Here is a 20,050-nt window from a genome sequence, read left to right as displayed (position 1 = left end):
TTCCGAAGGCAAAAAGCATCCGGAAGGGCCAAGGGTAAATCAGCTTCAGCTTGAAATCAGCGGGCTTTAAGCAAGCTTGTTGGCCTTCTGGCGCATCAGGAAATCAGCTATAACCAGGGCAGCCATGGCATCTACAATAGGTACGGCTCTTGGCAACACACATGGGTCGTGGCGGCCTTTGCCTTTCAGAGTTATCTCCTGGCCTTCGTCGTTAATGGTTTGCTGCGGCTGCAGAATGGTAGCTACCGGCTTAAAGGCCACGTTAAAGTAGATATCCTGCCCGTTAGAGATGCCACCTTGTATGCCGCCAGAGCGGTTGGTTTTGGTGCGCACGCTACCAGCCTCATCGGTATAAAACTGGTCGTTGTGCTCAGAGCCTCTCATTTTAACGCCTTCAAAACCACTTCCGTACTCAAAACCTTTTACGGCATTTATGCTGAGCATGGCTTTTCCGAGTTCTGCGTGTAGCTTATCAAACACAGGTTCACCCAGGCCGGCAGGCACTCCTTTTATAACACAACTCACCACCCCACCAATGGTGTCGAGGCTGTCGCGGGCATCTTCAATCAGCTTAATCATTTCGGAAGCGGTGCTGCTATCCGGGCAACGCACAATGTTAGAGTCTATCAGGTTCAGGTCCAGTTCTGTATACTCCTGCTGCATCTTTATGTTCCCCACCTGCGATACATAAGCGGCTACCGTAATGCCATAGTGCTGCAGCATTTTAGCAGCCAGAGCACCTGCCGCCACACGTGCCACAGTTTCGCGGGCAGAGCTGCGGCCACCGCCCCGGTAATCGCGGGTGCCGTATTTGGCGGTGTAGGTATAATCGGCGTGCGAAGGCCGGAAGGCATGCTCAATGTGAGAGTAGTCGTGGCTTGCCTGGTCTTTGTTGTTAACAACCATGGCAATAGGTGTACCCTGTGTTTTGCCCTCGAAAATACCGGACAGTATGGTTACCTTATCTTCTTCTTTGCGGGGTGTGGTGATGTTTGACTGGCCAGGGCGGCGGCGATCCAGGGCATGCTGGATCTCTTCGGGGGTAATGTCGATACCAGCAGGGCAGCCGTCAACAATTACTCCTACTGCGGCGCCATGCGATTCTCCGAAAGTCGTTATCCGGAAAAGCTTACCGTAAGAATTGCTCATTATTCCTTATTTCTTAAAAAATACAACTGCCGATACAACCAGTAGTACCAGCAACACAATATTAGTGTAGCGCTTAATTTTGTCTACATAATGTAAACTTACCAAAGTATTTTCTTCATTCTCAATGATATTATAAAAAGCGCCCAAATTTCTTGACAAAATCAGATCGTCGCTGTCGCTTTCGCCGGTTATGCGCACAATCATTTGCGGCCTTAGCGTATCGTAGGCAGCCGTTTCGGGGTTAAAAAACACCCACTCAAAGGCATCGCTCAGGCTGTAATAGCCGGGTTGCCGCGCTACTGCCGGGTAAATAAAGGTTTTGATGCCTGTTATGCGGCCATCGCGCCTGGTTATACTCTGGTTCAAGTCAGAAGGGTAAAACTCCAAACCATCTATGGCGGCAGGTACAGGAGGCATAATAGCCGTCAGGTTGCCTTCTCCTTCAATTTCGAACTGGTACTTCAGGCTTTTGTTAACTGCCAGGTTGCTTTTTGAGATACTCTCGTGTAGAGTATAGCTCCCAACCGGCACTACATCGCGCAGGGGGTGTGGCGGCAGTTCCTTTACCAATATGTTGCGTTCGCGGGCTCTAAACGTTTTGTAGCCTTCTAACCTGTCGTCGGTAAGCAGGTTTGGGTTTTTGGCCACCTTGTATTTAATCATTTTCAGGAATAGCGCCGGAAAAACGAGCGGCTCCTTGGTGAGCGGGTACAAAACTGCTTCGTAAAGCTTAAACCGCAGAAACGGCTTATCTGAAATAGTAACCTGCTCCGGCGTAATTTCTCCTATCTCAAAAGTCTCTTCCCACACGTTTGGCTGTTTCAGCTGTTTCAGGATGCCCGTTAGCTGGCTGGCAAAGTCGTGGAAATCGAGCAGGCGCTGGTCTTCATTTGCCAGGTAAAAATAAAGCACCACGCCCACTCCTTCTCCCACAAATATTTCTTTTTTGCTAGTGTAGAGCGTCAGAAAGGCATTGTCTTCCATGTCCACAAATTCCTGTTCTGCTGCTATATCTTCATCGGCTTCTGCATCGGTTGTAGCCAGGTCGGGTGGAGCAGGACTTTGTGGGCCACCTGCTGCCATAGGCAACACCTGTATAAGTGTTCCTTTGGCTTGCTCTGTTTGCCCGTTCACTTTCATGGCAAATGGTTTCAGCTCAAATTCGCCTTCCTCAAAAGCTGCGTAATTCTGCGTAATAGTTAAAATGACAGTGGTTTTACCACCTACTATAATTGTTTTGGTAGATGAGAACTTCGTGCTTTTCTTAAATCCTTCTATGTCAGGAAAGGCTGAGATATCTTTCAGCTCCTGATCCTGCAGCTTCACTGAGATAGTAAAATACTGATTTATAGGCAGCTTACTTTTGCCAAGCTCTATGCTCACCTGCTGCGCCGCAGCAAAACCTACGCACGCGAAAAAAAAGAAAGCAAAGACAACTAAAAATCGCATATGCTATTTGTGGACCTGAATAAGCCGTGGTTAGTAAACACAGGAACAGCAAAGATAACAGATTATTGTACTCCCAAAGCCGGAAACTCTGTTTACTGCAACTCAGAACTGGTTCTGCCGCTTGGTGTAAAGGATAAAAGCAGGAAACCACTAAAAACAAGCTCCAGGACTAGTATGGAGGCACACTGAAAGAGCAGGCAGACAGGCTAAAACGTTTAACTATCGCCTTAAATTGTGTAAAGCAAATTGAATATTTTTTTTGATTTTCATTAACTGCTTGCTGCACCTATTGCTCAATTCGTAACCACATCAGTAACAAGCTGTAAGCATGATACTTACAAATATTAGTTAGTTTTCCTTGAGCTTATATACAATTTTTTATACCTTTACACTTACTAATTAGTCTTGTGACTTACCATACTTTTTAAGTAAAAACACGTATTTGTTAATAGAATCCATATATCATACATCTACAAAGAAATGTTAGAATACGTAAAAACCATCTTATTGAAAGTAAGTTTCGATAAGGCGCTGTTTGAGAAGGAGCTTAGAAAAGCTTTCAAAGTTCTAGTAGTAGAGGAGATAAAACAATTGAAACAATGGTGTTATGACAAGTTCTCAGGCATGTACTTACGCATCCTGAACCGTGTGTTCTCTAAAGCTAAAGTTTAGTTCTCCTCTTTGGTCGTACCTTGTACAAATTTAATATTCCGGAGCAGGCCATTATAGCCTGCTCTTTTTATGGCGGACTTCCTGAATAGCTGCGAAAACACTTCATGCGTCAGCTCCTGCCAATCTGCTTTTTTCAGGTGCTGCAGGTCCGGATGCGGCGCAAAAGCTGCTTCCTGGTGAGGCTTGCTGAACCTGTTCCAGGGGCACACATCCTGGCAAATATCGCAGCCAAACACCCAGTTCCCGAATTTCCCGTTCATTTCCTGTGGCAGTTGGTCTTTCAGTTCTATGGTGAAATACGAAATGCACTTACTGCCATCTACTACATAGGGCGCTATAATGGCATCAGTGGGGCAGGCATCCAAACATCGGGTGCACGAGCCGCAATAATCTTTAATAGGCCCGTCATACGTAAGCTCCAGGTCTATGATCAGTTCGGCTATAAAATAGAAACTGCCGACCTGTGGGGTAATCAGGTTGCTGTTTTTGCCTACCCAGCCCAGGCCGCTTTTCTTTGCCCAGGCTTTGTCCATAACCGGGGCAGAATCTACGAAGCAACGGCCGCCCACCTCTCCTATTTCGTCGTTGATGAAGTGCAGCAGTTCCTTTAGTTTGTCTTTGATTACAAAGTGGTAATCGGTGCCATAGGCATATTTCGATATTTTGTAATTGTCCTCTTCCTGCTGCTTTTCTTCAGGAAAATAATTGAGCAGCAACGACACCACCGATTTGGCACCATCTACGAGCAGACGCGGGTCCAGGCGTTTATCGAAGTGGTTCTCCATATAGCGCATCTGCCCGTGCATGTTCTGGTTCAGCCATCGCTCCAGCCGGGGAGCCTCCTCTTCCAGAAACTCCGCCTTCGAAACGCCACAATACATGAATCCCAGTTCCTGCGCCTTTTGCTTTATAAGGTATGTATGTTGGTCTTTCGTCAATCTTGAGGATTTTAGGGGTAGCTACATGTAAGAACAAAACTACGCTAAAATAAATCCGTTTGCACGTTTGTTCTTTGCTGGCTGCTGCAGCACCATTCTTCTCACCCTATTACTGTCAACTACCCTTTAGCCAATAAAGTGTCAAAACCCTTTGGAAGACCATTTTCATTGGAATAATTTGACTTGTTGCTGATTGTTAAATGGCTAAATGGTTCAATTGATAAATGGTTGTTTCTGATAGATTCTGGATGTATGACTGAGGTAGCCCTTGACTATTTAGTATCAAAAGTCCTCCGGAAAGCCAAAATCATTAGAATAATTTCACCGAAAGCTAACCTTTACTAATGTTTTGCAGCGGCAAGCTACAGCACAATCACCTTTGCCAGGTGCACAGAATGAGCCGGCACTGTTGGGGAAACATTCAGCGAGTGGGGGTGCAGGGGCCCTCGATTTGGCGAGTCTTGATTTTTTGGTTCTTTTTGTATCAAAACAAAAAGAACAAAGACTTAGGCAATAAAATAACCTATCGCTGCTATTAAAGCTGAAACAGCTACTATGCAAACTTTAATTAAACCGCCAGTAGCCAGTGCTTTTGCATCTCGCCCACAAGATCCTTACAGGATGACAAAAAGTGGAGGTGGTACAAGTAGAAATGAATATTTGTCGGCTACCGTACAATCAGCTATTTTTCCAATGAAAAAGCCCTTCAAAAGGAATATGGTCATTTTTATGCCAAGGGTTACCTCTTATAAGTTACTTGTTTAAACTCAAAGCTGCAGAGTAGTTTTCTGATGACTCCACCATTTTCCATTAGAACAGGAACTTCAGCAGCTTACTCAAAATAAAAAAGCAGGCCACAAAGCCTGCTTCTTAACACTTATTACAAACAGTTTACTTAAACTTCTGGTTGACTAAAAAGGCTTCCGCCCGTTACCTGCTGCGGCGGAATTTTACCTAAATGCTTATACGCAAGTTCAGTGGTTTCGCGGCCGCGAGCTGTTCTTTTTATATAACCCTCCTGAATCAGGAAGGGTTCGTAAACTTCCTCAATTGTTTCAGCTTCTTCGCCACAAGCTGTTGCAATGGTAGAAATACCTACCGGGCCACCTTTGTATTTATCGATAATAGTAAGCAGAATGCGGTTGTCCATTTCGTCGAGGCCGTTATGGTCTACGTCCAGCGCGTTGAGGGCAAACTTGGCAATGTCTACGGTTATGGTGCCATCGCCTTTCACCTGGGCAAAATCGCGGGTGCGGCGGAGCAGGTTGTTGGCAATCCGGGGCGTGCCCCGGCTACGGCGCGCAATCTCAAAAGCGGCATCGGCATGTATAGGTGCTCCGAGCAAGGCTGAAGATCGTTTCACGATGGTAGTAAGCAGTTCGGCATCGTAGTACTCCAGCCTGGAGTTAATGCTGAAACGGGCGCGTAAAGGTGCCGTAAGCAAGCCAGAGCGCGTGGTGGCGCCAATAAGCGTAAAGGGGTTCAGGCTTATCTGAACAGAGCGGGCATTAGGACCAGAATCGAGCATAATGTCGATCTTATAGTCTTCCATTGCCGAATACAGGTACTCTTCCACAATCGGGTTGAGGCGGTGTATCTCGTCTATAAACAGTACATCGTTCTGCTCCAGGTTCGTGAGCAAGCCTGCCAGGTCGCTTGGCTTATCGAGCACTGGGCCCGAAGTCATTTTAATGTTAGCATCCAGCTCTGAGGCGATAATGTGCGATAAGGTGGTTTTACCCAGGCCCGGAGGTCCGTGCAGCAGCACGTGGTCCAGTGCTTCTCCTCTGCGCCGCGCTGCCTGCACAAATATCTTCAGGTTTTCCACAATTTTAGCCTGACCTGTAAAATCGTGGAAACTGAGCGGGCGAAGCGCTTTATCTATATCACGTTCAGCTGGCGTTAGGCTTTCTTTTTCACCAGTGATATAATCTTCTCTCATGGTATTCTATAATCCTGTTTAAGCAGCAGTAGCTGTACTTAAAGGTAACAGTTTTGCCCCTGCTTTTGCTCCATTTCTGAGTACGAATTTAACTAATTTTGCTAATAATTTTATACATTTCACCCATTTATCTAATAAAATTAGCAAATATAATATTTTGTTAAATCCTGATTCAGCCAGATATTACTTAAATGCTTGAATACCTGTAATATCGGCTCCGGTAATGAGCAGATGTATGTCGTGGGTGCCTTCGTAGGTAATAACCGATTCGAGGTTCATCATGTGGCGCATAATCGGGTACTCGCCGGTAATGCCCATGCCACCATGTATCTGCCTTGCCTCACGGGCCACCTGCAGGGCCATATCTACGTTGTTGCGCTTGGCCATCGATATTTGCTGCGTCGTGGCTTTCCCTTCGTTTTTGAGCGTGCCTAATCGCCAGGCCAGCAATTGTGCCTTGGTAATTTCGGTGAGCATTTCGGCCAGCTTTTTCTGGATGAGCTGAAAGCTGGCAATCGGTTTATCGAACTGTACCCGCTCCAGCGCATACTTTCTGGCCGATTCGTAGCAATCTATGGCAGCTCCTATGGCTCCCCAGGCAATGCCGTAGCGGGCAGAGTCGAGGCAGCCGAGTGGGCCGCGTAAGCCTTCTATATTCGGAAACACGTTCTCTTTCGGCACCTTTACGTTATCGAACACCAGTTCGCCGGTGCAGCTGGCGCGCAGACTCCATTTATTGTGGATTTCGGGTGTTGAGAAACCTTCCATGCCACGCTCCACAAGCAGACCTTTTATGCGGCCTTCGTCGTTTTTGGCCCATACCACCGCCATCTGGCACTCTGGTGAATTAGATATCCACATTTTTGAGCCGTTGAGCAGGTAATGGTCACCCATGTCTTTTATGTTAGTCTTCATGCCACCCGGGTTCGAGCCAAAGTCGGGCTCGGTGAGGCCAAAGCAGCCCAGCCACTCGCCACTGGCCAGTTTAGGCAAAAACTTTTTGCGCTGCTCCTCCGAGCCATAGGCATAGATCGGGTACATCACCAGCGAGCCCTGCACCGAGGCAGTGGAGCGCATGCCTGAGTCGCCACGTTCAATCTCCTGCATAATTAGCCCATAGCTGATGTAGTCCAGGCCACCACCGCCGTATTCTTCCGGAATGGTAGGCCCGAACGCGCCTACATCGCCAAACTTCTTTACAATTTCTGAAGGGAAATGTGCTTCCTGCGCCCACTGCTCTATGTTCGGAGATATTTCATGTTTCACAAAGTCGCGCATGGTCTGCCGGATGAGCTTGTGTTCCTCAGTCAGTAAATCATCTATGTTAAAATAGTCGGGTGCTCCTGCAGATTCGTAGGCCATATTTTTGTTGCTGGTTGTTACTTGTTGATTGTTGTTTCTTCCTCTAGAACAGTACGTAAAAAAGCTAATCAGCAATAGCAACAAGTTAAGAATTCAGACAAAAAATCCATAAAAAAAGCCCCACCAACAAATTGATGAGGCTCTTCTGCAAAGGTTATCTGCTTTAAAACTTCAGGCCCAGCGAGAGCAGGAAATTGCGGGTGGCCTGTGGGTAGTAGTGGTTGTAGTCGTAACGGCCTGGGTCGCCGGCATACATCTCGCTCCAGGTGTAGCCATTTGCTTCGTACTTTTTGCTGAGCAGGTTGTTTACCAGCAGGGCCAGCTCCACTTCGCGCATAAACTGTGGCTTAACTGTGTAGCGCAGGCGCAGGTCCAGCACCTGGTAGCCGTTTATGCTGCGGTCGTTGCTGGAGGTGTTATCGAGGTACTGCCTGCTAACGGTTTTATAGAGCAAGGCTGCTTTCAGGCCACGCACCGGCTGCACTTCAATGCTGTGCGCAGAAATAACGGCCGGAGAGAACGATATATCCGTTTCTTCATACTCATTTTCCACAATGCCTTCTACATTATAGTCTTCGTCGTAGATATAGACAGTTTCGGTGTAGTTGCGGATCTTGTTGCGGCTCAGGGTCAGGTTACTGCGGAACTCCACAAAATCGTTTAAGCTCAAAGCTCCTGCCAGTTCAATACCGGCCCTGTAGCTGTCTTTTATGTTCGTTCTGAGACCGTTACCCACATCGTTCAGCTGCCCGGTCAGCACCAGTTGGTTCTGGTAATCCATATAATACACATTGGCATCTAAGGTGTAGCGCGTACCTGGTGTAGATTCCGTTACTCCGCCAGTAGCGCCACGCAAGCGGTAACCGGCTTCCAGGTTTACCATGCGCTCAGCCTGCGGCCTGATGCCACGCTCTCTGTCTTCATCCGATTGGTCTGTAAAGTCGGAGCGTACCGGCTCGCGGTTACCAACTGCAAGCGAGGTATAGAACGTTTGGTTGTCGGTGAGGGCATAGGTTACACCTGCTTTAGGGTTGAAGAAAGCGAAATCTGCTTCCTGGGTTACGTCGCGCCTGTCATCATCGAGGCCCTCAACACTGTAGCCGATGGTGCGGTACTGCAGGTCGCCGAACAGCCCCAGCTTCTGGCTCAGTTGGTAAGTGGCCTTTGTGTAGATGTTGAAATCTGTCTTAACGGCATTGTTATCGTAATAGCGGTGCCTGATGCCACTGGTAGAGGCATACTGCGCCCATATCACTTCGCCAAAATGATCACCATCATATTTGTTTACTCCTCCTCCCAAAGTTGTTACTAATCTGCGGTCGGTGGAGTAATAGTTAAAGGCATAGGTGGCGCCGTAAAAGTTATTATCGAGCCATTTGCGCTGTATCAGGTCCGATCGGCTAATGGTGGTGTCGCCAATAATAACCGGCGCAATATTGTAGTTAGACAACCGGCGGTTGGTGCGGTATTGCTCGTAGTAACCTTTGCCCCGCGTAAAGTGCAGCGCACCGCCAAAGTCGAAGTTGCTGCCAAAGGTTTTGGAGTAGTGCAGTTGGTAGTGGTCCTGTTGGTAATTGTCGGTTTCGTTGTCGTAGCTGAGGGAGTTGTAGGTGCGGTTGGTTGCCAGTATCTCCTCCGGCACGCCGTTCCAGGCCTGGTAGGTCTGCTCTACCCCAGAGAATGTCACAAACTTCAGGGTGCTGGTTTTGCCGTGGTAGCCTGCCGCCAGGTAGTACGATTTCAGGTCGGAGAAAGCCCGGTCTACATACCCATCCGAACTTATTTTAGAAAGGCGGGCATCTACTGTAAACTTATCGTTCAGGAGGCCGGAGCCGAACGAGAGGCTGTGGCGCCAGGTGTTATAAGAGCCGTAGGTGTTTAGTGCTTCTGCGTAAGCCTCACGGTTCAGGCCCAACGTACTCATGTTGATGCTCGCCCCAAAAGCTGCTGCGCCGTTAGTTGAAGTGCCTACGCCGCGTTGCACCTGTATATCCTGCACCGAGGTGCCCAGATCGGGCATGTTCACAAAAAAAGCGCCATGGCTCTCGGCATCGTTTATCGGAATGCCGTTTACGGTTACGTTGATGCGGGTAATGTCGGAGCCGCGAATCCGGATACCGGTATAACCCACTCCTGCCCCTGCATCTGAATTAACCACTACCGAGGGTGTCTGGTCGAGGAGGTACGGAATGTCCTGCCCGAAATTACGCTCTGCAATTTCTTCTTTGCTCACGTTGGTGTAGGTGGTGCCGGTTTTTTCGGTGGCACGGGTAGCGGTTACCACTACTTCGGAGGTACGTACGCTCTTGGGGTTTAGCCTGATGTCGAGGCGGCGACTACCCGATAGGTTTACCTGCCGCTCCGCTGCATCGAAGCCCAGAAAAGTAACCTGCACCGTATACGTTGTGCCTGCTGGCAGATTGCTGAATTCGTAGTAGCCGTTCTGGTCGGTGGTGGTGGCTGTGCCGCTGGCTTCTTTTAACAGTACGGTGGCACCGGGCAAGGCTTCGCCCTGGGTAGCGTTAGTAATGTGCCCGCTCAGTTTAACCTGGGCCAGCAACTGCAATGGCAATAGCATAACAGCCATCGCAACAAGAAAGTACTTCATGGGGTTGTAAAAAGCAATAGGTAAAACACTCAGGTCGGCCAGGGGGTAGCCTCCTGCTCTTTAGTTTTTATCCGTTTTCCCTTCGCCGGCATTACCCGGATCAGGTTCAATGGGTATAATCTCAGCCCGTATTTTAAAAGGCACCCCTAAACTGCTGCAAAAGTACTTCCTAATTCTGGCTAAAGCAAAGGTGCTGAAGCTGTAAATACCGGAACTATGACTATAGCAAGGGGGCAGCAGCTGTTTTTTTTAAGTAAAGATAAAAACCACTTACCCTAAAAGTACGTTCTAAATCATAAACAGACACTTAGCCCTCAGCTTCTTAGGAGTGTGAGGCTACACGTGTCGGTTTAAGATTTTTTTTATTTTTTAAGTTGAAATGTGATGATGATCAGTCTACTTTATACGTTTGCCTTGCTATCAATACTGGCGTATTATGCATTCTCGCCACACAAAAAATTCGACGTGCCGCCATCTACTGATAACGACGATGATGGGGGCGAACCAATTGGCGATGACTTACCAGATCTTGACCTCCCACCAGGCATATCATTACCTATAAATGATTTTGAACCTGAATATGACCTCCGAAGAATCAAAGTTCCTAAGTTTCCGGAACCTTCGTTGCAGTGACTACAAACTTAAATCCCCGGCTGATCAGCATCAACCGGGGATTCTTTTTTTAGATACTAGATTTTAGATGTTAGATTATAGATATAAGGCTTATTCGCTTTTCATCTGCTTTGCCCACACACTCGCAGGAGCTGCGTACGATGCGAGGTCTTTGCTGTTAACTTTTCAATGAACCATCTAACAATTTAGCCATTTAACAATTAAACAATCAGCAACTAGCAATCAACAAATAAATTATTCCAATGAAAAAGCCCTTCCAAAGGGTTTTAAGCCAAAAAGGGCCAAGGGTTGCTACAGCACTTCTATGCTGAAGGTTCTTTCGAAGGCTTGCTTGGGGGCAATATGCTCTATGCCTTCTTTCTCTTCGAGCTTGCCGGTATCGCCTTCGCTGCTGGCTACACCGCACCAGGGCTCCAGGCACACAAATGGAGCATTGTTGGGTTTTGCCCAGATGCCCAGGAACGGAAAGCCCTCGAAGGTGAGCTCCAGTCGGAGCGGATTGGTGTGGCTGGCCAGTTGCAGCCGCTGCGACTTTGTGTTCTTAAACACCAGGGCATCTTTCCGGAACAGGTCGTGGTGCAGCGGTAGCACCCGCTCCTGCTCCAGCACGCGCTCGGTGTCGCCGCTCAGTAGCCCCTGCTCGTTTAGCAGGTAGCGGCTCAGGGTTTCCTCCTGCTCAAATTCTATAAAGTAGTCGGTGTACTGCTCCTGCGGGTACAGCGGCACATTAAAGGCCGGATGCCCCCCGATAGAGAAATACAGTGCCTCGCTATCGTCGTTACGAACAAAGTAAGTAATGTCGAGCTTGTTGCCGGTTAGTTTATAGGCGATCAGGAGGCTGAACTTGTAAGGGTACTGCGCCAGCGTGGCCTCGTTCTGCTTCAGCTCAAATACCAGTTTATCCTGGTGCTCCTCTACCAGCTCAAACTCGCTTTGGCGCGCAAAACCGTGGCGTTTCATGTGGAAAGTCTGGCCTTTGGCCTCGTACTGCTGGTTTGGCAACTCACCTACAATGGGGAAAAGGTTGGGCGCGCGACCCGCCCAGAAAGCCGGGTCGCCCTGCCAGATCAGCTCCAGCTGCTCATCGAGCTTTACAAAATGGTTAAGTTCGGCGCCTTTGCTATCGACGCCAACTTTAAAGGTATCGTTCTGAATAAAATGTAACATATGTTGAGGTTTAAGACGCTGAAACAAAACCGGGTATGGTGATCAGCTTCAGTTCCTGTTGTTTTTAATTAGTTTATCTACGTGTTTTCGGGCCATCAGAAACCGCTCTTCCTGCAACCCGCTTATCTCTACAAAAGGCATCTGCAACTGCTGCAGCTCTTTTTTGTAGAGGTTGTAGAAGTACTGGCGCAGGTGCGGGTGCTCCCGTTGCGGATCTGGTTCCCAGGGCAAATCAACGCCCATGAGCAGGTAAAGGTTGTATGGTTGCTGCTCCAGTTTCTCCTGAATCCAGGGGGGGCAGTGGCCAAATGCGTTTTCACTCCAGATTTTCAGCACCAGCAGGTCGGTATCAGCAAAAAGCAAATTGTTGGCGTGCTGCTCCAGCCTCGCTTCCTGCGCCAGTTGCCCTTCGGCTATGGCTTCTATATCGGCCAGTGTATAAGGTCGGTTCAGGCTGCTGATGTAGGAGCGGGCATACTCTGGCACCCAAACGGTACGGTAATGCTGCGCGAGTTTTTCGGAGATGGTAGATTTGCCTGTAGACTCGGGGCCGGTTACTGAAATTCTGAGCATGCCGTGGCAGTGTTTAAGCTGGAAAGTAAAAGTAGCAGCAGGTAAAGGTAAACAAAGTTCTGCCACTGCAGCACTTTGGAGCAAAAGGAGGTTGCAGCCGAAGCAGGTTGTAAAAGGTTTGGCTTAGTAAACTCAAGTAAAACAGTTTATGCAGCCCCTTGGCGCTTTTGTAACGGATTTCCTTCTGAAGGCCATTTTCATTCGAATAATTTGATTGCTGATTGCTGATAGTTTATTTGTTACCTGGTTACTTGAAAAGTTAACAGCAAAGTCCTCGCAGCGTGCGCAGCTCCTGCGAGCGTCTGGGCAAAGCAGATAAACTTAAGACTGCTACAGCCAGGTTTATTTCTACATAAGTAAAGCTGCTTATTCAGCTGGCAATCGCCTTGGTACTCCCTATTTCTAATTTTTAATTAAAATGATGTAGCAGCGGCTTGTAAACTACAAGAGCTGTAAATCTATAGCAGACTTACAGCTCTTGTACCAATGCGGGAGTAAAAATTAATTTTCGGAAAAACTGTATCCATAGAAATTATAAACGTTTAATTCTTTTGGCCTTTTATCGCCATACTGCCTAAAATACACTCTCTTCGGGCTTTCGTCGGGCGATTCGTAGCCCCACTTTAGCCGGTTCACATACTTCAACTCTTCGGGTAATTCTAATTTCCGCTGCTTCATTTTTTTGCATGTTTAGGGGTTCCACAAGTTGTAACGCGAGTTCTAAAAGAATCTCTCTTTGTTGAGCTTATACCACATGTACGTAAGCTGCCGCTCCAGGGATTGACTTTCCTGAATATAATAAATTCTGGTTACTCAATTACAGGAACTTAAAATCTTTTTTTCTTGCCCGGCTCTCCTAAAACAGCTAAAACAGGCAATTGGAACATTTATTTACCGCAAAAGGCAGGCATAAAAAATCGTAATTACTTAAAAGTCAGAAATATACAAGCAAGCTCCATCTCTCACTTCTTTCTAGGGCAGCTACAGCCACTGCTGCCTCACTTTAAACCGGTATAACAAAACCAAATAACTCAAAGACAGGAGAATAAGAAGATTTCTAAATTATTTTCAGGCAGCAACAACACCTGCTGCCGGCCTAACAGCTTTCCTTTTCCAGGCGGCCAGTCCGGCAAAAGCCATGAGCAGCAGCACGACATAAAAAACCGATGTAAACACCAGCCCCTTCACAAAGTACAATGGCACAGAGGCAATATTGGTCCCGATCCACCAGTACCAGCTTTCGACCTTTTTCTTTGCCATAAGCCACATGCCTGTGTAGGCAGTGGCACTAGCCAGCGCATCGGCCCACGGAATAACGCCCGGGTAAAAGGCATCGCGTAAATAAACCAGGCTGAAGTAGATAAGGCCGTAGAGCATGGCAAAAAAACCGAGCTGCTGGAGCCACTGCTTTTTGGTGGCAAACGTAATATGCAGCACATGCTCGTCGGCTTTGTTTTTTCTGGCCCATAAAATCCAGCCATATACACTCAGTACCGAGTAATAAATATTAACACTGGCCTCCCCGATAAGATCAAACTTAAAGCTCAGGTACACATAGATTAGTGTACTAACCAGGCCAACCGGAAACACCCAGATGTTTTCCTGCTTCGAGAACCACACACTGGCGATGCCTGCTACTACGGCTAGGTACTCCAGCGGCGTGGTGTGCTGCAGACCTGCCACAAACTGCTGCCACACCTCTGCCAAGCCTGTAGCTGCAGGAGCACCTGCCGTTAAAAAAGGAAGTATCGTAAAATCCATTAAAAGAAAGAATGAGCTGGAGAAACAAGAATATCGGGTGCTAAGTTTGCGAATCTGATTTTAAGGGACAAAATTACATCCTGTAATAATCCGGATTGTTAAGCGAACCACCTATGAACGAAATTACGGTACAGGAGCTGAAGGCAAGAATGGCGCACCAGGGCAAGCTGCAACTGGTGGATGTGCGCGAGCTATCAGAATTTCAGATATGCAACCTGGGCGGCGACCTGATTCCGCTCGGAGAGTTGCCAAAGCAGGTTAACCGCATCAGGCAGGATGTGCCGGTGGTCGTTATCTGCCACCACGGCTTCCGGAGTGCGCAAGCCATTAACTACCTGAGCCAGCGCTTCGGCTACGAAAACCTCCTAAACCTGAAAGGCGGCATACACGCCTGGGCCACCGAAATAGACCCGGATATGAAAGTTTACTAAGGTAGAAAATTTAAAGTTAGAAAGTTAATAATACCCGCATAACCTCGCAGCGTCTTAGGCTACAAAGCAAATTATTCGAATGAAAACGGCCTCCAAAAGCTTTTCCCCCTAAAAAGGCCCAAGGGTGCAGATATACCAGAATCGATTCATTCACTCATCCATTCATCCACTCATTCAATCATTCAAAACACCATACCTCAGGCTAACAAATCGTCGGCTTTATAATATTTAAATCTACTAACTTGCAGAAATTCTTTTTAAGCTGAAAAATATTTTGTAGTTTTACGCGGCAAATAAGGACCCCTAAATTATTTGCCATGATCTCTGATCAGTCTAAAATTCTATTCGAAGCACTTACCTACGATGACGTGCTTTTGCTCCCGGCTTACTCCGAGGTGCTCCCCAAAGATACTGACACTTCTACCCGCCTGACGCGCAACATCAGGATAAACATTCCGCTCCTTTCGGCCGCCATGGACACGGTTACAGAAGCGGATCTGGCTATAGCCATGGCGCAGGAAGGCGGCATTGGTTTCATACACAAAAACATGTCTATTAAGAAACAGGCAGCCCAGGTGCGCAAAGTAAAGCGCTCCGAAAGCGGCATGATTCTGGACCCGATAACGCTGGAGCAAACCGCTACCCTCGGCGATGCCGTGCGCATTATGAACGAGAACAAGATCGGTGGTATTCCGATTGTGGATGCAGAAGGCAGACTGACCGGCATTATCACGAACCGCGACCTGCGCTTCGAGAAAGACCTGACCCAGCCTGTTGCCGCCATCATGACCAGCGAGAACCTGGTAACCGCCGAAAAAGGCACCGACCTGGCCAAAGCCGAAGATATTCTGCAGCAATACAAAATTGAAAAGTTACCTGTTGTAGATGATAGCGGCAAACTGGTGGGCCTGATAACCTACAAAGACATTCTGAAGAAGAAAGACCGCCCCTTTGCCTGCAAAGATGAATTTGGCCGTTTGCGTGTAGGTGCAGCCGTGGGTGTAACCCCCGACGTAATGGACCGCATCAAAGCCCTGGCCGATGCCGGAGTAGACGTTATCAGTATCGACACGGCACACGGACACTCGAAAGGCGTGCTGGATAAAGTGCGTGAAATTAAAACACAGTTTCCCGACCTGGAACTGATTGCCGGCAACGTAGCCACAGCCGAAGGAGCCAAAGCCCTGGCCGATGCCGGAGCCGATGCTGTAAAAGTTGGTGTTGGCCCAGGCAGTATCTGTACCACCCGCGTTATTGCCGGAATTGGTGTACCGCAACTTTCGGCCGTAATGGAGGCAGTAAGGGGCCTGGAAGGAACAGATGTACCGGTTATTGCTGATGGTGGCATTAAGTTTTCAGGCGATGTGGTAAAGGCACTGGCAGGAGGAGCCAGTTCCATTATGATCGGATCTTTACTGGCAGGCACAGAAGAGGCACCAGGCGAGATGATTATTTATGAAGGCCGTAAGTTTAAAACCTACCGCGGCATGGGCTCTGTAGAAGCCATGGAAGAAGGCTCGAAAGACCGTTATTTCCAGAGCAGCGAAGTAGACGTTAAAAAGCTGGTACCGGAAGGCATTGTTGGCCAGGTTCCTTTTAAAGGACATGTGGCCGAGGTACTTTACCAGTTGGTTGGCGGTTTAAAAGCTGGTATGGGCTATTGCGGCACGGCTTCTATAGAGGAGCTGCAAAAGGCCAAAATGGTAAAAATAACCGGAGCAGGTCTGCGCGAAAGCCATCCGCACGATGTTCAGATTATGCGTGAGGCACCTAACTACAGCCGCTAATAGGTTCAGCGACTGCAAGCCTTAAACATAAAGGTGCGCATAACCACTAATATTTTTCAAGCTGCCTGTTATACACAAACTGCCAATTACATGGTTATTTTGTTATAACAGGCAGTTTTATTTTTACAGCAGCAGGAAGACAAAACCATTTTTAAGACATCAGGTCATATAAAGTGAACTGAAAATTACAATGGTAGATATATTTGTCCCTGGCCACTGTACTCGTCTGTTTTGCTATTACCGAGCCTGAAACCGGCGTTTTTCAGGCAAATGTCGGCTAAAGCAGAAAACGCAAACATGCTCCAACCTCTGCCACAAAAATACGTTATGCAAGGTGTTATAAAAAAAGTCGTTCTGACACCTTGGCTAAAGAGAGAAAATTTTTCTTACCTTTCCCGGATTCTAAGTCTTCTGAGAGCTTGTTTACAGTTCGTTTTTGCAAGCGCATATTGTTTAGTAAGGGTTCTGGCGAAATAGTTTTGAGTGTCGTGGCAATGCTACAGGCGAAAAAAGCTTAGACGCAGGTTCAGATATAAACACCTTGCAGCGCAAGAGACTACATGTTAAACATGCTCTAATACCCAAATTCGGTCGCAGCTAAAACAAAACACGGTTTTCCGTTTTATGCTAACAAAAATTAACACAACCTATTTGCTAATTACCACGGCTGTTATCAGTTGGGCATTGCTATTGGCAAATTTGCTGCTTACAGCCGAAAGTCTGCAACAACAAGAGCTCTCGGAGCCTATGTTGCCGTACATCCACAATATTTTGCTGGTTATTTTTATTGTCTCTGTTTTTCTGGCGCAGCGCAACAGTGTGCTAAACCTCCGGAAAACTGATTTTTTAGGATACCTCTGGCATTTCTTTCTGAAAGCAGCCATAGGTGCCTACATCGCCCTTGCCATTTACATCGCCTATGTTCTTTCTACTGATTTTATTCAGATAACATCTCCGGTGCTGCTGCACCTGGTGTACCACACTTTTTTCGGTTTGCTCGTAGTTTTTCTGGGTAAAGGCTTTTACATCTGGCGCCAGTTACTGCTCTACCATAAAAACAAATTTCTGCAAATTGCCTGGGACTGGTTTGAGCTCCTCCTCTTTGGCACGCTCCTGCTCACGCTGCTCAATTTCGATTATACAAGCTACATTTTTCTGCCACTGCTCGCCTTGCTGGCGTTCTACATCCTGTTTCTGTGCACCAACCTGAAATGGGTAGCTTATCTTAACTTCAACAAAAAGAGCAGGGCGCTGGTACTGCTGGGGGCTATTCTGCTGAGCTGCTATATTTTTCTGTGGTTCTTTTACGAATTCAAAAGCAACACCCAACTGGCTACCGACTATACCCATGTAGGGTTTCTGCTGCTGGCCATGCTGTTTGTCGGGCTCTATGGGCTGGCTGCCTTCTTGGTGTCACTCTTCAGTCTGCCAACCTCCAGTGTATTCGAGCAAAAAAGCGAAGACCTGCTTAACTTTCAGCGGCTAAGCCAGTCGATACAGCAGGGGCAAAGTGAACAGCAGGTATACGACACCGTATTCGACAGCACCGTAAAAGCCTCTGCTGCCAGCGCTGGCTGGCTCGAGCTCGACAAGGGTACCGAAAAGCAGATTTCGCACATGCTCAACATTACCAAAGAGCAGATAGAGCGCATCAGGCACTTGTTGCTGGCCTTTAAGTACGATACCGATCATATTAACAACAACCTCGACCGCAACCCAGGTTTTAAGGAGCTGGAACTGCCCTGGCAGTCGCTGGTCATATTGCCAATTAAATCGCTGAAGCACCAGTTTGGCGTGCTGTACCTGCTCAAAGATATCGAGAACGGCTTTGACCGGGAGACCGTGAATGTGCTGCAAACCTTTACCAACCAGACAACCCTGACCATCGAGAACCTGCGCCTGGTGGCAGAATCGCTACAAAATGAGCGCTACAAGGAGGAACTTAAAATAGCCAGTACCGTACAGGAAAATCTGATACCGAAGACGTTTCCGAGCGACAGTTGGTTTGAAATAAGCACGCATGCCATCGCCGCCAAAGAGGTTGGAGGCGACTTTTACGACTTCCTGCAGCTAAGCGAATCCAGAATTGCCATTATTATTGGCGACGTATCTGGCAAAGGCATTACAGCGGCTTTTCATATGGCCCAGATGAAAGGAATTTTTCATGGCCTGATGCAACAGGATATGGCACCGAGCGAGTTTATGCGGCAAGCCAACAGCGCCCTGAGCCGATGCCTGGAGCGAACATCCTTTATTACTTCGTCGCTCTACATAATAGATTACCGCATGAAAGGCTTTGTGTTTGCACGTGCCGGCCATTGCCACACGCTCTATTACAATGCCATGATGCAGGATACGTTTTATTTCCAGACAGACGGCCTGGGTCTTGGCATAATTCGTGACCAGAGCTACAAAAACCACATCCGGGAAATGTTTTACGACTATAACCCCAGCGATGTGATGGTGATTTACACCGATGGCATTGTAGAAGCACGAGCCGAAAACAGTAACGAGGAGTACGGCGAAGAACGGCTGCGTTACATGCTGGAGCAGTGTTACCACCTGGAGGCCGAAGACATTAAATTTGCCATCATCAACGATTTACAAACCTTTACAGGTCCTAATACGATATATGACGACCAGACCTTACTTGTAATTAAGTTTAAGGCTGACCAACAAACAGTTTAACTGAGACGTACAGAATGCGATGAAAATTACAAACGAAATCAAAGACTCCACCATTATCATCACCCTCGATGGTGAATTAGATGCCAGCTCTTCTGTTATTTTAGACGAGGAGCTCTCTAACCCCGAAATCATGAAGTTCAGCAAGATTCTGGTTAATTGCGAGAACCTGCATTACATTTCTTCTGCTGGTTTGGGCGTGTTTATTTCGCACCTGCAGCGATTCGAAGATGCTCAGATAAAACTTATTTTCTTTAACATGCAGGACAAAGTGCGTAATGTGTTTGAGATACTGGGCCTTGACCTTCTCATGACCATCGTCTCTAATTACGAGGAAGCAATGACCATTGCAGATGAATAACTCGATTCGCGTAAACTGCTCTAAAAAAAACCTGAAGCTTATCCGTGATTTCGTCATGGAACATCTGCTTACGCTACAGCTAACAGATATCCAGATGAACCAGATCGTGCTGGCCGTTGATGAAATATGCGCCAACCTGATCATTCATTCCAACCACGAAGACCCTACCAAACACATCTCTCTTGCTATATCGGAGCAGAGAGGTATAGTTCGGTTCGAGATCACCGACAGAGGCATGGCTTTTAAACGCGCAGAGTACAAAGAACCTGATCTTCAGGAACACGTTCGGGTAGGGAAAAAGGGCGGCGTAGGGCTGGCCCTCGTAAACCGTATCATGGACAAAGTGGAGTTCAAAAGCATGGGCGACAAAAACACCTGCCTGCTCTACAAAAAAATTAAATAGTACTGCCAGCCACACTTTTACAAACCTTTCGGCGTTATCCGGAACAAATTCAGGTGCAAGAAGATTATGCTGACAGATTATAGCCCATCTGTCAGAAAAATTAACTAAAATTGCATTTCCTGAATCCGG

The 20,050-nt window shown here is 47.4% G+C and carries 16 protein-coding genes and 1 riboswitch; of the genes, 6 read left to right on the top strand and 10 right to left on the bottom strand.

From position 1 onward, the window contains the following. Window positions 1-66: 66 nt before the first annotated feature. Complete coding sequence (aroC, locus tag FVR03_RS12965; RefSeq protein ID WP_147922179.1) at window positions 67-1,149, bottom strand: chorismate synthase; 1,083 nt, start codon at window positions 1,147-1,149, stop codon at window positions 67-69. Between the two features lie 6 nt (window positions 1,150-1,155). Then, complete coding sequence (locus FVR03_RS12960; protein WP_147922178.1) at window positions 1,156-2,598, bottom strand: BatD family protein; 1,443 nt, start codon at window positions 2,596-2,598, stop codon at window positions 1,156-1,158. Between the two features lie 480 nt (window positions 2,599-3,078). Here FVR03_RS12960 and FVR03_RS12955 point away from each other — a divergent pair, with 480 nt between their 5' ends. Continuing rightward, complete coding sequence (locus FVR03_RS12955; protein ID WP_147922177.1) at window positions 3,079-3,270, top strand: hypothetical protein; 192 nt, start codon at window positions 3,079-3,081, stop codon at window positions 3,268-3,270. On the opposite strand, the gene queG is transcribed toward FVR03_RS12955, so the two are convergent. The 8 genes from queG to pnuC all read right to left on the bottom strand — a co-directional run bounded on the left by queG (window position 3,267) and on the right by pnuC (window position 14,254). Further along, the gene (queG, locus tag FVR03_RS12950) at window positions 3,267-4,208 is read right to left on the bottom strand and encodes a tRNA epoxyqueuosine(34) reductase QueG (protein ID WP_147922176.1); all 942 of its coding nucleotides are present in this window, start codon (window positions 4,206-4,208) and stop codon (window positions 3,267-3,269) included. The two genes, FVR03_RS12955 and queG, sit on opposite strands and share 4 nt — an antisense overlap. Window positions 4,209-5,103: 895 nt before the next feature. Further along, the gene (ruvB, locus tag FVR03_RS12945; protein WP_147922175.1) at window positions 5,104-6,150 is read right to left on the bottom strand and encodes a Holliday junction branch migration DNA helicase RuvB; all 1,047 of its coding nucleotides are present in this window, start codon (window positions 6,148-6,150) and stop codon (window positions 5,104-5,106) included. Window positions 6,151-6,333: 183 nt separating this feature from the next. Next, window positions 6,334-7,512: an acyl-CoA dehydrogenase family protein gene (locus tag FVR03_RS12940; RefSeq protein WP_147922174.1), complete on the bottom strand. Its 1,179-nt coding sequence runs from the start codon at window positions 7,510-7,512 to the stop codon at window positions 6,334-6,336. Window positions 7,513-7,675: 163 nt separating this feature from the next. Further along, complete coding sequence (locus FVR03_RS12935; protein ID WP_147922173.1) at window positions 7,676-10,120, bottom strand: TonB-dependent receptor; 2,445 nt, start codon at window positions 10,118-10,120, stop codon at window positions 7,676-7,678. 60 nt (window positions 10,121-10,180) lie between these two features. Continuing rightward, a riboswitch (TPP riboswitch) is annotated at window positions 10,181-10,278 on the bottom strand. A 766-nt stretch (window positions 10,279-11,044) separates the two neighbouring features. Next, entirely contained in the window at window positions 11,045-11,920 is an 876-nt protein-coding gene (locus FVR03_RS12925; RefSeq protein WP_147922171.1) for an aldose 1-epimerase family protein, read from the bottom strand. A gap of 48 nt (window positions 11,921-11,968) precedes the next feature. Further along, complete coding sequence (locus FVR03_RS12920) at window positions 11,969-12,493, bottom strand: AAA family ATPase (protein WP_147922170.1); 525 nt, start codon at window positions 12,491-12,493, stop codon at window positions 11,969-11,971. Between the two features lie 501 nt (window positions 12,494-12,994). Further along, a complete protein-coding gene (locus FVR03_RS24420; RefSeq protein WP_187270157.1) occupies window positions 12,995-13,171 on the bottom strand; it encodes a hypothetical protein in 177 nt (58 codons plus the stop codon). Window positions 13,172-13,561: 390 nt separating this feature from the next. Further along, the gene (pnuC, locus tag FVR03_RS12915; protein WP_147922169.1) at window positions 13,562-14,254 is read right to left on the bottom strand and encodes a nicotinamide riboside transporter PnuC; all 693 of its coding nucleotides are present in this window, start codon (window positions 14,252-14,254) and stop codon (window positions 13,562-13,564) included. A gap of 113 nt (window positions 14,255-14,367) precedes the next feature. Between pnuC and FVR03_RS12910 the strand changes: the two genes are divergently transcribed. From FVR03_RS12910 to FVR03_RS12890, 5 genes are all read left to right on the top strand, one after another. After that, window positions 14,368-14,685, top strand: coding sequence for a rhodanese-like domain-containing protein (locus FVR03_RS12910; RefSeq protein WP_147922168.1), 318 nt, complete (start codon window positions 14,368-14,370; stop codon window positions 14,683-14,685). 317 nt (window positions 14,686-15,002) lie between these two features. Next, window positions 15,003-16,472 (top strand): IMP dehydrogenase, encoded by a 1,470-nt coding sequence (guaB, locus tag FVR03_RS12905; protein WP_147922167.1) that lies wholly within the window; start codon window positions 15,003-15,005, stop codon window positions 16,470-16,472. 624 nt (window positions 16,473-17,096) lie between these two features. Continuing rightward, on the top strand, window positions 17,097-19,160 hold the full coding sequence (locus FVR03_RS12900) for a GAF domain-containing SpoIIE family protein phosphatase (RefSeq protein WP_147922166.1): 2,064 nt from the start codon (window positions 17,097-17,099) through the stop codon (window positions 19,158-19,160). Window positions 19,161-19,179: 19 nt separating this feature from the next. Beyond that, entirely contained in the window at window positions 19,180-19,518 is a 339-nt protein-coding gene (locus FVR03_RS12895; RefSeq protein WP_147922165.1) for an STAS domain-containing protein, read from the top strand. Further along, window positions 19,511-19,921, top strand: coding sequence for an ATP-binding protein (locus FVR03_RS12890; RefSeq protein WP_147922164.1), 411 nt, complete (start codon window positions 19,511-19,513; stop codon window positions 19,919-19,921). The genes FVR03_RS12895 and FVR03_RS12890 overlap by 8 nt, the downstream gene beginning before the upstream one ends. The last annotated feature ends 129 nt before the right edge of the window (window positions 19,922-20,050 follow it).

This window comes from Pontibacter qinzhouensis (genome assembly GCF_008017455.1).
GTDB lineage: Bacteria > Bacteroidota > Bacteroidia > Cytophagales > Hymenobacteraceae > Pontibacter > Pontibacter qinzhouensis.
Note: the sequence above shows the minus strand (reverse complement) of the source record. Positions and strands in the feature narration are given on the sequence as shown.